Below are 13,572 nucleotides of genomic sequence, written 5' to 3'. Positions count from 1 at the left end.
TGCAAGTACCAGCGCTCGTCTGGTTTAAAGCCTGTTGAAACAAGGCGATTTGTCGATGTTCCCGATCTGAGATTTTCAGTTATCAGATTGTTTTTATCTTTTTGAATCTCCACATCACCTAACCCTTGATCGGACACCAGGACCTGTTCCTGAATGTGTTGGAGGTTCTGTGGGACTGAAGCTGCTGCAACTTCATCTCCATGGCTTGTTCCGATCGCAGGATCTGGAGCTTGGTCGTGATGCAGACACCGGAGGTCAGACCCTCTATGTGCTGGAGCTGGCCCGAAGCCTTGCCCACCGTGCCGAGGTTGCTCAGGTGGAGGTCGTCACGCGGCTGATTCAGGACCGACGGGTTTCTCTTGACTATTCCAGACCTTACGAACCGATTGGACCCGCTGCATCAATTCGTCGTTTCAGCTTCGGGCCACGCAGGTATCTGCGCAAGGAACAGCTGTGGCCCCATCTCGATGAGCTGGCCGATCAACTGGTTCGTCATTACCGGGCGGAGCACAACAGGCCCGACTGGATCCATGCCCATTACGCCGATGCCGGCTACGTGGGGGCTCTGGTCAGCCGCCGTCTGGGAATTCCGCTCGCTTTCACAGGTCATTCCCTGGGGCGTGAGAAATTGCGCCGTCTGCTTGCGGCAGGTGGAGACCATGAACAGATCGAGCAGAATTATTCGATCAGTCGGCGCATCGATGCCGAGGAACTGGCTCTTGCCCACGCAGATCTGGTGATCACCAGCACGCGTCAGGAGCGTGAAGAGCAATACGCCCGTTACGGATGTTTCAACCCTGATCACGCCCAGGTTGTGCCGCCTGGTGTCGACAGCCGACGTTTTCATCCTCACAGCAACGAGGAAGAGCTCAGCGAAGTGTCCGGGCTGCTCAGTTCCTTTCTGAGAGAGCCGGAGCGTCCGCCGCTGCTGGCCATCTGTCGTGCTGACCGGCGCAAAAACATTCCTGCGCTCGTCGAAGCCTTCGGTCGATCCGCTGTGCTTCGACAGCGCCACAACCTGGTGCTCGTGCTGGGCAATCGCGACGATTCACGCCAGATGGATCGTCAGCAGCGGGAGGTGTTTCAGCAGATCTTTGATCAGGTTGACCGCTACGACCTTTACGGCTCGGTTGCCTATCCCAAGCACCATCGCCGCGATCAGGTTCCGGCGATCTATCGCTGGGCGGCGGCCAAGCGTGGTTTGTTCGTCAATCCCGCACTCACCGAACCATTTGGCCTCACACTTCTCGAGGCCGCGTCATCGGGCCTGCCAATGGTCGCCACGGATGATGGGGGCCCCAGGGACATCCTCAGCCGTTGTGACAACGGCCTGCTCGTGGATGTGACCGACAGGGAATCGCTGCAGGACGGATTGGAGCGAGCTGGCGCTGATCGCGAGCGCTGGCGCCGCTGGAGTGACAACGGAGTGGAAGCTGTCAGCCGTCACTACAGCTGGGATGCCCATGTGTGCAGCTACCTGGCGCAGATGCAGGAGCGACTGAAGCGTTCGAGCACACTGACGGTTTTCTCACAGCTCCTCACCACGCCCTCCGGCCTCAGCCCTTTCGGTTCCCGTCTGCTGCTGCTTGATCTCGACAGCAGTCTTGAACAGCCGGATGACCAGGATCTGCAGACTTTGCGGCAGCAGCTGACGGCGCCGTCTGCCCGAGCGGCTCAGACAGGGTTCGGAATCTTCACCGGACGGTCGCTCGAGCTGGCCCGACAACGTTTCGCAGAGCTTCATCTGCCTGATCCACAGGTCTGGATCACCCAGGCCGGCACTCAGATTCACTATGGCCAGGATGAGCAGTGCGACCGCTTCTGGCAGGCACAGATCAGTGTTGACTGGCAACGCGAGTCCGTTGAGCGAACTCTTTCCGATCTCGGTGATCACATCAAGCTTCAGAAACCTGCTCAACAGGGTGAGTTCAAGGTCAGCTATCTCCTGCAGCAACCCGGTCCATCCGTGCTGCCGTTGATCCGCCAGCGTTTGCGTCAGAGCGGCCAGCCTGCAAGGCCTCAGCTGCGATGTCACTGGTTCCTCGATGTGTTGCCCATGCGGGCCTCACGCAGCGAGGCCCTTCGATTTCTTTCGCTTCGCTGGGGTTTGCCTCTGGAACACATCCTGGTGGTGGCCAGTCAGCAGGGGGATGTGGAGCTGGTCCGTGGTCTGCCGGCCGCTGTGGTCACTGCGGATCACGACCCCTGTCTGGATGGCTGTCGCCATCAGCAGCGGGTTTATTTCTCCAATCGCTCCCGTCTGATGGGCGTGCTGGAGGGTCTCCATCACTACCGCTTCCTCAGCGCCCGATCCCGACTTGATTAGTCCTTGATCTGAAGGTTCACTGCTGCGGCGCTCCGGTCGGCTCTGGCCTGAGCATCGGTCCGTTGCTGACCAAGCGCCAGTGCCACTCCCATGCGTCGACCGGGGCGGGCCTGGGCTTTTCCGAACAACAGCACCTGGGTGTCGGGTTCGCTCAGGGCTGAATCAAGGCCGTTGTAGCTCACCTGGCTGCCATGCCTGTCCGCGAGAATCACCCTGCTGGCTGCCGCCGCTGCGCAGCGGATGGCCGGGATCGGCAAACCAAGCACAGCTCTCAGGTGCAATTCGAATTCACTCAGGTTCTGGCTGATCAGAGTGACCAGACCCGTGTCATGGGGACGCGGAGACAGCTCTGAAAAGATCACCTCGTCACCACAGAGAAAGAACTCCACACCGAACAGACCGACACCGCCCAGGTTGTCGGTCACCTCTCGGGCCATCGTCTGGGCCCGATGCAGCTGTTCTTCGCTGAGTTCAGCGGGCTGCCAGCTGCACTGGTAGTCACCGTTGGCCTGCTCATGTCCGATCGGCGGACAGAACAGAGTGGACCCGTTTCGCTGTCGGATTGTGAGCAGTGTGATCTCCTGATCAAATCGCAGAAACTCCTCCACGATCACCAGGGCGGAGGTTCCACGTGCGTTGGCGATGGCCACCTCCCAGGCTTGATCAAGATCTTCACTGCGTTGCACCACGCTCTGTCCTTTTCCGGAGGAGCTCATCACCGGTTTCACAACCACTGGCCATCCAAGAGGTTCTGCCGCTCTGTGCAGTTCCTCGGCACTGCAGGCATAGGCGAAACGTGCGGTGCGCAGTCCGAGTTCCTTGGCGGCAAGGTTGCGGATCCGATCACGGTTCATCGTCACGGCAGTGGCGCGTGCCGTGGGAATCACGGTGATGCCCTCCGTTTCCAGTTCGTCCAGCGCGTTCACAGCCAGCGCTTCGATCTCGGGAATCACCACGGTGGGCCTGTGGCGACGCACAACCTCCAGCAGTGCTTCAGGTTCGGTCATCGCCAGGACCTCGGCCAGATCTGCCACCTGCATGGCCGGCGCCCCGGCATAGCGATCGCAGGCGATCACCCTGCAGCCCAGGCGCTGGGCGGCGATGGCCACCTCCTTGCCCAATTCACCACTGCCCAGAAGCATCACGGTGGCGGGAAACGTCGTCATGGCCTTTTTCAGGGCAGCATGGTCTGATCTTCGCTCCGCGCCTGATGCTCTCAACCCTGGGCTTCACGTCCGTTGCATTCACAACGGCGGGGGATGCCGCTGATGGGTTGATCTTCGGCTGGGAGATCGCCACTGTGCAGAAATGGGCCCTGATCTATCTGGGTGCTTCGCTGCTGGCGTTCGTCATTGTCTGGTTGGTTGGAGCCCTGCGCACGAGGGTCTGAAGGGCATCAGTTCACGGTTCAAGATCGTGCATCAGGGTCAGCTGGCGCTCCGCCGGTTCTTCATTCACAAACCCCCACGACTGGAAAACTTCCGCATCCGTGTGCGTGATGTGCTGAGCGCCGTTGCGCTGTTCCAGAACGAACCCTCTGTCGGCCATGCGCCGCATCAGGCTGGCGGCTTCCTCAAATCGTGCGGCCATCGCCTCGAGGCTGGCGCAATCGGCGGTCAGACCTGCTTCCTTCCAGGTGAAATAGCTCATGGTCGATGGATCAGGTGGGGCGAAGCACGATACCCAGCATGACCAGCCCTGCAGTTACAAGCCAGAACATCGGCACCACGATCTGCTCGGCTGTTCCACCCAGTTCGAAGTGGTGATGAAGCGGAGCCATTCGGAACACCCTGCGTCCGATGCCGTCAGGCCCTTTGGTTGCTTTGAACACCCAGACCTGCACGATCACCGACAGTGATTCGGCCAGGAACACGCCGCCCATCACCAGCAGTGGCCAGAGACTGTTTGACAGCAGTGCCACGGCGCTGAGTGACGCGCCCATCGCCAGGGATCCCGTATCTCCCATGAACACCCGTGCCGGGTTGCGGTTGTGAATGAGAAAGCCCAGCCAGCACCCAGCCATCGCGAGGCAGAACCCCGCCAAGGCCGGATCACCGTTGTTGCCGCGCAGCATCAACTGCAGACCAAGACCTGTGAACACAAGGGCTCCACAACCTGAGGCAAGGCCGTCCAGGCCATCGGTGAGATTGGTGGCGTTGCTTTCCGCCAGGAAAACGAACAACCCCAGCGGCCAGATCAGCCAGCCGAAAGGAATCACCAGCTCGAAGGGAAGGTTCACCGCATCCGGAATCCATCCCTGCCAGGCAGACCAGCCCAGAAACAGAACGGCGGCAGCACCTTGCAACAGGATCTTTCCCCTGGGTTTCAGACCTGTGTTGGTGCGTTTGGTCAGGCTGCTCCAATCATCGATGCCACCGATGATCATGTACGCCAGCGTCACCAGCCCGACAGCCAACAGCTGCTCAGCGCTGCGTCCTTCCCAGCTGATCAGACATCCTGCGATCACCCCGATTGGAACCACCAGCAGACCACCCATGGTCGGAGTGCCGGATTTGGAGTGATGCGCTTCAGGACCCTCCGTTCGGATTACCTGGCCCATCTTCAGTGCTCTCAGCTGCGGTGCTCCCCACCAGGTCACAACGGCAGAAATCAGCGTGGCCGTGAGTAGAGGCAGGCTCAGCAGGCTGTTGGGGATCCAGCGGTCCGATGCAAAGGCGACCATGACCACCACCGCGATCAACACAGCAGCGGAGACACGACCGTCGAGACGGGTGGATCGGTCCGCAGAAGCGCTCAAGTCCCGAAGACGAATCGCTGGGACATTAAGTCAGTCTTCCCAGTTTTCTTCGTTCTCTTCGTCAGCCTTGTAGTCCTCTTTTTCACCCATCAGCGCGGAGAGTTCCTCCTCTTCAACCGTGCTGACCTCGGGAGAGCTGGATTCCTCGTCCTCCACCAGACGGCCGCTGGTTTCAAGCCAGCTCAGCAGATCAGGTTCCTCGCGCAGAGGGAGCACCGGTGCTGGCTCGTTGCGGCCGTAGCGGGTCAGGGCCGGATTGACGCTGTCGAGGGCGCTCAAGTCCGTGAGAGCTGATGACAAGTTCTCTGGGGCCAATCCTTCATCATAGAAGACAACGAATTTTCCGCCCTTGAAGAAAGCGATGATTCTCGCTTCCGTCTGGGGACTTTCCCTGCTGTTGAGCGCCGTTCTGCGGCTTTGGGGACATCAGCATCCTGATCCTCTTCAGCCCAGTTGGCTGCCCGTGCTGGCACTGCTGTTCGTGCCCACAGGGCTGATGGTCTGCTGGCTGCTGTGGTCGTCCCGCGGGAGGGGAGAATCGGAGTAGTTCCGATACAGATCAGGAGTCCGCTTGATGGGACGCGCCAAGAAGGTTGTGCTCGCGTATTCCGGAGGTGTGGACACCAGTGTCTGCATTCCCTACCTCAAGCAGGAGTGGGGAGTTGATGAGGTGATCACCTTTGCGGCAGACCTCGGCCAGGGCGATGAGCTGGAGCCGATTCGCCTGAAGGCTCTTGAGGCCGGTGCAAGCCAGTCCCTGGTCGGTGATCTGATCCAGCCCTTCATCGAGGAATTCGCTTTTCCGGCAATCCGTGCCAATGCCCTGTATGAGGGTCGCTATCCGCTGTCCACGGCACTGGCTCGTCCGTTGATCGCCAGACGCCTCGTAGAGGTGGCTCGGGAAGTGGGTGCCGATGCCGTCGCCCATGGATGCACCGGCAAGGGAAACGATCAGGTGCGCTTCGATGTGGCCATCGCCGCCCTGGCTCCTGATCTGAAAGTGCTGACTCCTGCGCGCGAATGGGGGATGAGCCGTGAGGAAACGATTTCCTACGGCGAGCGTTGTGGGATTCCTGCTCCGGTGAGCAAGAAATCGCCCTACTCGATTGATCTCAACCTGCTGGGCCGCAGTGTGGAGGCGGGCCCGCTTGAGGATCCGATGGTGGCGCCTCCGGAAGAGGTGTTCGCCATGAGCGTGTCTGTTGACGCGGCGCCCTCTCAATCTCAGGAGATTGAAATCGGCTTCGAGGCAGGCAATCCGGTGAGTATTGACGGTGTGCGGCTGGCTCCGGTTGAGCTGATCCGTGAAGCCAACCGTCTGGCCGGAATGCATGGCATCGGCAGGCTCGACATGATCGAGAACCGGGTGGTGGGCATCAAGAGCCGTGAGATCTACGAAACCCCCGGCTTGCTCCTGCTGATTCAGGCCCATCAGGAACTGGAGAGCCTGACGCTTGCAGCGGATGTGCTTCGCACCAAGCGACAGCTGGAGATGCAATGGGCCGACCTGGTGTATCAGGGTCTCTGGTTCGGACCGCTCAAGGACGCTCTCGATGGATTCATGGATCGCACCCAGAACCATGTGAACGGCACCGTCCGCCTGCGTCTGCACAAGGGCAATGCCATCGTCACGGGCCGCGGATCAAGTGACAGCAGCCTCTACGTTCCTGCAATGGCTTCCTATGGCAGCGATGATCAGTTCGATCACCGCGCGGCAGAGGGATTCATCTACGTCTGGGGCCTGCCCATCAGGCTCTGGTCTGCAGCCCGACGTCGCTGATCAACCCTGAGTGAGGATCAATTCAGGCGGCGTTCCGATCGATGCGTCGCTCTGTGTTGTCCCGGTTTTGACGCCAGCGATCCAGAAATGGAATGGGTTTCCGCGTCAGCGGCTTGGATGGCTCCTCAAGCAGTGGCAGCGCAGGTTCACCCAGCATTTCCTGAGCTTTCGCGAGAAGGCGGTATCGCTCCATGAGTGGATCAAGGCGTTGCTGGAACTTGCGCTCGAACAGCTCGGGCAGCTCACCCAGCAGTGCTTCGTAGTCCGCCAACACTTGCTCGAGTTCAACGATGCGCGCGCGCAGAGCATCATTTTCAGATTCGTTTGCCGGACCTGTCCAACTCCTCTCCGGCGAAGTACTCCAGAGTGGCAACGGTGCCTGGTGTTTGTCTTCCTGAGGCTGCATGACCGAACGCTATCGCCCGGTCAGCAGTTCAACAATGCCTATTGCTCAGGCTGGAGTTTCGACTGTTTCGGACTGGGTAGCGGGTTCACTTCCGGGCACCACCCGGGGAGCCGGGAGAGGTCCGTCCTGCTTCACGGTCAAATAACGGATGACGTCCTCGCTGAGGCGCATCGCTTTTTCAAGAACAGCAACCTGTTGGCCATCGCCGTTATGGCTCAGCTGAACGTAGATCCCTTCCTTGTGCTTGGCGATCGGATACGCAAGGCGGCGCTTTCCGCGCATCTGGTTGTCCAGAACATCCGCACCGGTCTCCACCAGGATGTCGCGGTATTTGGTCAGGTGAGACTCAACCTCCTCCTCCGGAATGTCCGGACGAAGGATGTACATGGTCTCGTAATAAGGCTGCTGGGTCATGGAGACAGATCCGACGGGGACTGATGGCTCACCTTGTGAGCGACGGATCCAACAGCCTATCTCTTTGGGGTTGACGCGTTCAGTAAAGCTGCATGCGCACGGCCTGGCTCAATCCGGGGAGATCCGGTTCCTTGCCTCGGATGCACTCGATCAGGGCGAAGATCACCACCGCGAGCACTGCCACCACCACCGTGCTCGACAGGGTGCGCAGCATCAGATCACTGCCCAGCGGTTGCAGCAGGATGCTGAAGGCATATCCCAGCAGGACCACGATGATGTCCACCAGCAGAGCCTGGAGCGTGTTGAAGCGCAGGAAGTAAGGCACGTTCGGATTGCGCACCACGGCCAGAAACAGCACGAAGAACACCAGCAGATTCCCAAAGGGGATGCCCCGCTCGAGCAGCACCAGAGGCAAGGCCGGCAGGGTCAGCCATTGCATCCAGGGAAACTGACCCATCAGATGGCTTCCAAAAGGAATTGCGTCGCTCCAGGGCAGCACGTACACCAGTAGACCCAGGAGCCTTTGCCAGACGGGAATGGGCATTACAGCCTCGATAGTGGCCCGAGCGTAGGTCGTGTGATTCAGTCCGTTGATTCAGTCTGTGGTTCCTTCAGGTTGAGCCTGTTTCGAGTTCAGACTTCGCAGGGCTGCTTCCCGCATCAGCTCAACCGGTACCTCTGTCCGTCCCGACCATCGACGCAGTGATGCGGCTCCCTGCTGAACCAGCATCTCCAGGCCATCGATGGTGCGGCAACCGAGCTGCCTGCCAAGTGCGAGCCAGGGCGTTGGGCGTGGTGTGTAGATCAGGTCATAGAGCGTCATGGATGGATCAAGGGGCGCCCAGAGATCACGGTTCAGGGGCATCGCCTTGTCATTTCCATGCCCCTGCATGCCAACAGGCGTCGAGTTCACCACTAGTTTCGATGTCTTCAGGACCCTTCTGATCGGTTCCGGTTCAAGCGCCGTGGCGATCAGCTGCACGCTTTCGCTGCTTTGGTCCGCCTTCAGGTCCTTCAGGAAGGTTTCCAGCGCGTCAGGGCGTCGCCCTGCAACGTGGATCGCTGCCAGGGGAAGTTGCTGCAGCCCAGCCACCACCGCTCTGGCGCTGCCGCCGCAGCCCAGCACAACCGCTTCACTGCCTCGCCACTCTTCCAAATGCTCCTGCAGCGGTGCCAGAAAACCTTCAGCGTCGGTGTTGTGTCCATGCCAGCCGTCGTTTTTCAAAGGCGTGAGTGTGTTCACGGCACCAAGTCGCCTGGCGAGGGGGCTCAACTCTCTGCAGAGTCCAGCAATCTGCTGCTTGTGCGGAATGGTCACGTTCAGTCCGCGGCAACCCACGGCTTTCAATCCGTCGAGCACTGCCTCAAGATCTTCCTTCTCACAGGGAAGCGCCATGTAGCGCCAGTCGAGATCCATCGCTTTCAGCGCAGCGTTGTGCATCACCGGGGACAGGGAGTGGCTCACGGGTTGACCAAGCAAGCCGATCAGTCCCGTGGTTCCGCTGATCATTCAGAGAAGCGCGATCCTGCACACCAGCCTGCAGGGTCATTGGTCTGTTCGGGAACCACACCTCGCCTGGAGGCATTGCCTCTGCCGAAGATGCAGAGGATCTAATCAGTCATTACGCGAAGCAAGGAGGCACGGATGGGCAAGGTTGTCGGCATCGATCTCGGAACCACCAACAGTTGTGTGTCGGTGATGGAGGGCGGCAAGCCCACCGTGATCGCCAATGCCGAGGGCTTTCGCACCACGCCGTCGGTGGTGGCCTACACCAAGAATCAGGACCAGTTGGTTGGACAGATCGCCAAGCGCCAGGCGGTCATGAATCCCGACAACACTTTCTATTCCGTGAAGCGTTTCATCGGCCGCCGGGTCGATGAGGTGAACGAGGAGTCGAAGGAAGTCAGTTACTCGGTTGAGAAGGCCGGCTCCAATGTGAAGGTGAAGTGTCCGGTTCTTGAAAAGCAATTCGCCCCTGAGGAGGTGTCCGCCCAGGTGCTGCGCAAGCTGGCTGAGGACGCCGGCAAGTATCTCGGCGAATCGGTCACCCAGGCGGTGATCACGGTTCCCGCTTACTTCAATGATTCCCAGCGTCAGGCCACCAAGGATGCGGGCAAGATCGCCGGTCTTGAGGTGCTGCGCATCATCAACGAGCCCACCGCTGCGGCATTGGCTTACGGGCTCGACAAGAAGAGTAATGAGCGGATCCTGGTCTTCGATCTCGGTGGTGGAACCTTCGACGTGTCGGTTCTCGAGGTCGGCGACGGCGTTTTTGAAGTGCTGTCGACTTCCGGAGACACCCACCTCGGTGGTGATGACTTCGACAAGGTGATCGTTGATCACCTTGCCGACACCTTCAAGACGAATGAGGGCATTGATCTGCGTCAGGACAAGCAGGCTCTTCAGCGTCTCACCGAAGCTGCTGAAAAGGCCAAAATTGAACTTTCCAGTGCCACGCAGAGTGAAATCAATCTGCCGTTCATCACGGCCACTCCAGAAGGGCCCAAGCATCTCGACCTCACCCTGACCCGAGGCAAGTTCGAGGAACTGGCGTCCAAGTTGATTGACCGCTGCCGCGTTCCTGTCGAGCAGTCACTCAAGGACGCAAAGCTCTCCTCCGGAGAGCTCGATGAGATCGTGATGGTGGGCGGTTCCACCCGGATTCCAGCGGTGCTCGAGCTTGTGAAGCGGGTCACCGGCAAGGATCCCAATCAGACGGTGAACCCTGACGAGGTGGTGGCCGTTGGTGCTGCCATCCAGGGCGGTGTTCTCGCCGGTGAAGTCAAGGACATCCTGTTGCTTGACGTCACCCCTCTTTCTTTGGGTGTGGAGACCCTCGGCGGTGTGATGACCAAGATGATCACCCGCAACACCACGGTGCCTACCAAGAAATCCGAGACCTACTCCACTGCTGTGGACGGCCAGACCAACGTGGAGATTCACGTGCTCCAGGGTGAGCGTGAAATGGCCTCCGACAACAAGAGCCTCGGAACCTTCCGTCTTGATGGCATCCCTGCTGCTCCCCGCGGCGTGCCTCAGATTGAAGTGACGTTCGACATCGATGCCAACGGCATTCTCAGCGTCACGGCCAAGGACAAGGGCAGCGGCAAGGAGCAATCCATCTCGATCACCGGAGCCTCCACCCTCAGCGATTCCGAGGTGGAGACCATGGTGAAGGATGCCGAGGCCAATGCCAGCGCCGACAAGGAGAAGCGTGAGCGCATCGATCTCAAGAATCAGGCCGAAACCCTTGTTTATCAGGCTGAGAAGCAGATGGAAGAGCTTGGCGACAAGGTTGATGCAGACGCGAAGACCAAGGTGGAAGAGAAGCGCACCAAGCTCAAGGAAGCCACTGAGAAGGAGGATTACGACGCGATGAAGACCCTGCTGGAGGAACTTCAGCAGGAGCTTTACACCGTGGGAGCTTCCGTGTATCAGCAGGCCGGTGCTGAAGCAGGTGCCGCTCCGGGTGGTGATCCAGGTGCCAGTGCTGGGGGTGCTTCGGGATCTGGTGATTCCGGCGATGACGTGATTGATGCCGAATTCACTGAATCGAAGTGATCAGATCATTCCTGGTTTGAATCCATCTTTCAATGTTCCCCGTCTGTGATCAGGCGGGGTTTTTTGTGCAAGTTGGTGTTGAAGCAATTGATCTAGAGGTTGCGATCGTTCAATTGATGGAATCGGCAGCAGCTTTGGCTTGGCTCACAACTTCAGGTGGTAATGAGACGTAGCCCAGCTCTGGAGCTTGCGACTGTGCTTGCTCTGAAAGCATGAAGTTGAAGGTCTTCTTCAACATTGCTGTTTTGTCGTCGTTACCTGTTTCATAGGCCAGCACCCAGGTGAAGGTGACGATCGGATAGCCCCCTTTGGGATTGGGATTACTTCCGATCAGATCGGGACCGAGTTCAATGGAACCAAGAGCTTCGCTGGCCGCGGCATTGCTGGGCTTCACCTGTTCACCCGAGGCGTTCTGCACTGCAGCTGCCTGGAGATCGCCTTTCACATAGGCCAGTTCCACGTAGCCGATTCCACCGTTGATCTGACTCAGCTGAGCTGAGACGCCTTCATTGCCTTTGGCTCCCACACCGGTTGGCCATTTGACCGACTTGTCTGCACCAACATCCTTCTTCCATTCCGGGCTGATGGCTTCCAGATGTTTCGTGAAGTTGTAGGTGGTGCCGGAGCCATCGGAACGGTGAACAACGTTGATCGCCTTGTCGGCACATCCGAGCTTGCTGTAGTTCGTGATCTGCCCGAGAAAAATGCCTGCCAGTTGTTTCTGGGTGAGTGATAGATCGCAGCCGGGGTTGTTGTAAGCCACGGCGATCGCACCCGCGGTCATGGGGATCTGCACCACACCGCGACTCACCTTGGCGATGGCTTCGGGTTTCATTGGCTTGTCGGATGCGCCGAAATCGACGGTTTCCGCCGTGAATTGACGCACACCGGCGCCTGAACCCACTGACTGATAATTGACATTCACACCCTGGGGCGACAAGCCCTGAAACCATCGCTGGTAAATGGCCGCAGGGAAGGATGCACCTGCTGCGGAAAGGTTGCCCTGGATTTTTTCGTCACTACCACCACCTGTGGAGCAAGCAGCCAGGCTGAGTCCTGCTGCCACTCCTGAGATGACAGTCAGGGCTCTCGTGAGAAAGGAGCGTTGCATGGTCTTGTGGGAGAACAAGGGTGGGACGCCTGATGGGAAATATCAACCAATCTTGATCTATCAAGACTGATTGATATTACTGAATTTATTTCAGCTTGTCCCCCCGCGATTGAGGTTCAGCTCATCTGCGCGTTTTCAATCTGTTCGCAGACCCATTCAGCGGTTGCTGGTGTCAGCAGCACACCGTTGCGGTAATGACCAGATGCCAGAAGAAGCCCAGGCTCAAGTTCTTCCAGCAAGGGAGCCGGTCGTTCGATCGGTCGCGCGCGCAGACCAGACCATTGCTCTGCCAGTGTTGCCTCCTCAAGCCATGTTGGCGCCAGGTCGTTCAGGCGCTTCATGGTGTCTGCGGCGGCGGGATCCGCTGTCGTTCCAGGCTCCAGGGTGGCTCCGATCCACAGGCGATTTGGTCCGTGGGGAATCAGATTGATGCCGCTGCAGCTGAGCACCGCCGGCCATGCAGTCCATTGTCCGGGTGGGTTGTTGAGCTGAAGTTCAAGAACCTGTCCGAGCACAGGCGCCATCGGGCGTTGATGGCCAAGGTTCTGCAGCAGTTCATTGCTTCCCAGGGCGGAGCAGATCACCACCCGGTCAACGTCTTCGCAGGTCCCGTCGGTTGTCTTGATACGCCAGCGGCGTTGTCGGTTGCCACTGTTCAGGCGCTGCAGCTCCACAACAGCTGTCGCCAGGCAGGCGATGTTCTGTTCCGTCAGGCCCCTTCGCAGTGCCTTCAGCAGTCGCAGAGGGTCGATCCTTCCATCGCGTTCCGAGAGCATGGCTCCGTGGCCAACTTGCGGCCAGGCCGGATCTGCTTTCTGCAGCCTTGTGTTGTCGATGAACTGCAGTCCTGATCCTGGTCGCGCTGATGCGAGCTGGTTCAGCCGCTGCGCCTCTTCGGCACTGCCCGCGAGCTGGATCAGCGGAGTCTCCAGAGCCAGAGGTGATTCCGGATGATTCAGTTGTTCAACCCAGGCTGGCCACAGCGCCATGCTGCGTTGGCGCAATCTCCAGGCCCGACCGCTTGAACGTCTGAAGGCATGACCCATGAGCACGCCCAGTGAGGCGGTGCTGCCATTCAGATGACGATCAGCTGGCGTGTCCGGGATCGGTGTCGCCAGTGATGGATCCGCGAGCAAAACACTGTGTCCAAGCTTGGCAAGTTGCCAGGCGGTGCCGGTGCCGGTGACTCCAGCACCGATGACGGCAACGGATGTG

At 59.2% G+C, this 13,572-nt stretch carries 15 protein-coding genes; 5 read left to right on the top strand and 10 right to left on the bottom strand.

Going from position 1 to position 13,572, the window contains the following annotated elements:
- Nucleotides 1–169 precede the first annotated feature (169 nt).
- Nucleotides 170–2,326 (top strand): HAD family hydrolase, encoded by a 2,157-nt coding sequence (locus tag SIB56_RS11560; protein ID WP_413324079.1) that lies wholly within the window; start codon nucleotides 170–172, stop codon nucleotides 2,324–2,326.
- On the opposite strand, the gene purT is transcribed toward SIB56_RS11560, so the two are convergent.
- Nucleotides 2,323–3,492, bottom strand: a complete 1,170-nt coding sequence (gene purT / locus SIB56_RS11555; RefSeq protein ID WP_413324078.1) for a formate-dependent phosphoribosylglycinamide formyltransferase — start codon at nucleotides 3,490–3,492, stop codon at nucleotides 2,323–2,325. The genes SIB56_RS11560 and purT overlap by 4 nt on opposite strands.
- A gap of 44 nt (nucleotides 3,493–3,536) precedes the next feature.
- Between purT and SIB56_RS11550 the strand changes: the two genes are divergently transcribed.
- Nucleotides 3,537–3,716, top strand: a complete 180-nt coding sequence (locus SIB56_RS11550; protein ID WP_413324077.1) for a cytochrome B6 — start codon at nucleotides 3,537–3,539, stop codon at nucleotides 3,714–3,716.
- Between the two features lie 11 nt (nucleotides 3,717–3,727).
- Here the strand turns inward: SIB56_RS11550 and SIB56_RS11545 are convergent, their stop codons facing one another.
- From SIB56_RS11545 to SIB56_RS11535, 3 genes are all read right to left on the bottom strand, one after another.
- Entirely contained in the window at nucleotides 3,728–3,976 is a 249-nt protein-coding gene (locus SIB56_RS11545) for a hypothetical protein (protein ID WP_413324076.1), read from the bottom strand.
- A 10-nt stretch (nucleotides 3,977–3,986) separates the two neighbouring features.
- Complete coding sequence (gene mraY, locus SIB56_RS11540) at nucleotides 3,987–5,009, bottom strand: phospho-N-acetylmuramoyl-pentapeptide-transferase (RefSeq protein WP_413327347.1); 1,023 nt, start codon at nucleotides 5,007–5,009, stop codon at nucleotides 3,987–3,989.
- Between the two features lie 105 nt (nucleotides 5,010–5,114).
- The gene (locus SIB56_RS11535) at nucleotides 5,115–5,384 is read right to left on the bottom strand and encodes a DUF3134 domain-containing protein (RefSeq protein ID WP_413324075.1); all 270 of its coding nucleotides are present in this window, start codon (nucleotides 5,382–5,384) and stop codon (nucleotides 5,115–5,117) included.
- A 61-nt stretch (nucleotides 5,385–5,445) separates the two neighbouring features.
- Between SIB56_RS11535 and SIB56_RS11530 the strand changes: the two genes are divergently transcribed.
- Nucleotides 5,446–5,631 carry a hypothetical protein gene (locus SIB56_RS11530; protein WP_413324074.1) on the top strand — a complete coding sequence of 62 codons (186 nt, stop codon included), beginning with the start codon at nucleotides 5,446–5,448 and terminating at the stop codon, nucleotides 5,629–5,631.
- Nucleotides 5,632–5,658: 27 nt separating this feature from the next.
- Complete coding sequence (locus tag SIB56_RS11525; RefSeq protein WP_413324073.1) at nucleotides 5,659–6,864, top strand: argininosuccinate synthase; 1,206 nt, start codon at nucleotides 5,659–5,661, stop codon at nucleotides 6,862–6,864.
- Between the two features lie 22 nt (nucleotides 6,865–6,886).
- Here SIB56_RS11525 and SIB56_RS11520 read toward each other — a convergent pair whose 3' ends face one another.
- From SIB56_RS11520 to SIB56_RS11505, 4 genes are all read right to left on the bottom strand, one after another.
- Nucleotides 6,887–7,270: a hypothetical protein gene (locus SIB56_RS11520; protein ID WP_413324072.1), complete on the bottom strand. Its 384-nt coding sequence runs from the start codon at nucleotides 7,268–7,270 to the stop codon at nucleotides 6,887–6,889.
- Nucleotides 7,271–7,315: 45 nt separating this feature from the next.
- On the bottom strand, nucleotides 7,316–7,684 hold the full coding sequence (gene rpsF, locus SIB56_RS11515; protein WP_413324071.1) for a 30S ribosomal protein S6: 369 nt from the start codon (nucleotides 7,682–7,684) through the stop codon (nucleotides 7,316–7,318).
- Between the two features lie 79 nt (nucleotides 7,685–7,763).
- Nucleotides 7,764–8,228, bottom strand: a complete 465-nt coding sequence (locus tag SIB56_RS11510) for a Tic20 family protein (protein WP_413324070.1) — start codon at nucleotides 8,226–8,228, stop codon at nucleotides 7,764–7,766.
- Between the two features lie 51 nt (nucleotides 8,229–8,279).
- Entirely contained in the window at nucleotides 8,280–9,194 is a 915-nt protein-coding gene (locus SIB56_RS11505; RefSeq protein WP_413324069.1) for a shikimate dehydrogenase, read from the bottom strand.
- Between the two features lie 135 nt (nucleotides 9,195–9,329).
- On the opposite strand from SIB56_RS11505, the gene dnaK reads away from it, so the two are divergent.
- Nucleotides 9,330–11,246, top strand: a complete 1,917-nt coding sequence (gene dnaK, locus SIB56_RS11500) for a molecular chaperone DnaK (protein WP_413324068.1) — start codon at nucleotides 9,330–9,332, stop codon at nucleotides 11,244–11,246.
- Between the two features lie 109 nt (nucleotides 11,247–11,355).
- Here dnaK and pstS read toward each other — a convergent pair whose 3' ends face one another.
- Complete coding sequence (gene pstS, locus SIB56_RS11495; RefSeq protein WP_413324067.1) at nucleotides 11,356–12,357, bottom strand: phosphate ABC transporter substrate-binding protein PstS; 1,002 nt, start codon at nucleotides 12,355–12,357, stop codon at nucleotides 11,356–11,358.
- A 116-nt stretch (nucleotides 12,358–12,473) separates the two neighbouring features.
- Nucleotides 12,474–13,556, bottom strand: a complete 1,083-nt coding sequence (locus tag SIB56_RS11490; protein ID WP_413327345.1) for an NAD(P)/FAD-dependent oxidoreductase — start codon at nucleotides 13,554–13,556, stop codon at nucleotides 12,474–12,476.
- Between the last annotated feature and the right edge of the window lie 16 nt (nucleotides 13,557–13,572).

Origin of the sequence: Synechococcus sp. MIT S9503, assembly GCF_047304175.1 — a bacterium.
GTDB lineage: Bacteria > Cyanobacteriota > Cyanobacteriia > PCC-6307 > Cyanobiaceae > Synechococcus_C.
Note: the sequence above shows the minus strand (reverse complement) of the source record. Positions and strands in the feature narration are given on the sequence as shown.

Bases quoted from the DNA above. Each gene is read 5' to 3' on its own strand.
- purT (WP_413324078.1), bottom strand. From the start codon at position 3,492: ATGACGACGTTTCCCGCCACCGTGATGCTTCTGGGCAGTGGTGAATTG.
- SIB56_RS11550 (WP_413324077.1), top strand. From the start codon at position 3,537: ATGCTCTCAACCCTGGGCTTCACGTCCGTTGCATTCACAACGGCGGGG.
- SIB56_RS11545 (WP_413324076.1), bottom strand. From the start codon at position 3,976: ATGAGCTATTTCACCTGGAAGGAAGCAGGTCTGACCGCCGATTGCGCC.
- mraY (WP_413327347.1), bottom strand. From the start codon at position 5,009: ATGGTCGCCTTTGCATCGGACCGCTGGATCCCCAACAGCCTGCTGAGC.
- SIB56_RS11530 (WP_413324074.1), top strand. From the start codon at position 5,446: ATGATTCTCGCTTCCGTCTGGGGACTTTCCCTGCTGTTGAGCGCCGTT.
- SIB56_RS11525 (WP_413324073.1), top strand. From the start codon at position 5,659: ATGGGACGCGCCAAGAAGGTTGTGCTCGCGTATTCCGGAGGTGTGGAC.
- SIB56_RS11520 (WP_413324072.1), bottom strand. From the start codon at position 7,270: ATGCAGCCTCAGGAAGACAAACACCAGGCACCGTTGCCACTCTGGAGT.
- rpsF (WP_413324071.1), bottom strand. From the start codon at position 7,684: ATGACCCAGCAGCCTTATTACGAGACCATGTACATCCTTCGTCCGGAC.
- SIB56_RS11510 (WP_413324070.1), bottom strand. From the start codon at position 8,228: ATGCCCATTCCCGTCTGGCAAAGGCTCCTGGGTCTACTGGTGTACGTG.
- SIB56_RS11505 (WP_413324069.1), bottom strand. From the start codon at position 9,194: ATGATCAGCGGAACCACGGGACTGATCGGCTTGCTTGGTCAACCCGTG.
- dnaK (WP_413324068.1), top strand. From the start codon at position 9,330: ATGGGCAAGGTTGTCGGCATCGATCTCGGAACCACCAACAGTTGTGTG.
- pstS (WP_413324067.1), bottom strand. From the start codon at position 12,357: ATGCAACGCTCCTTTCTCACGAGAGCCCTGACTGTCATCTCAGGAGTG.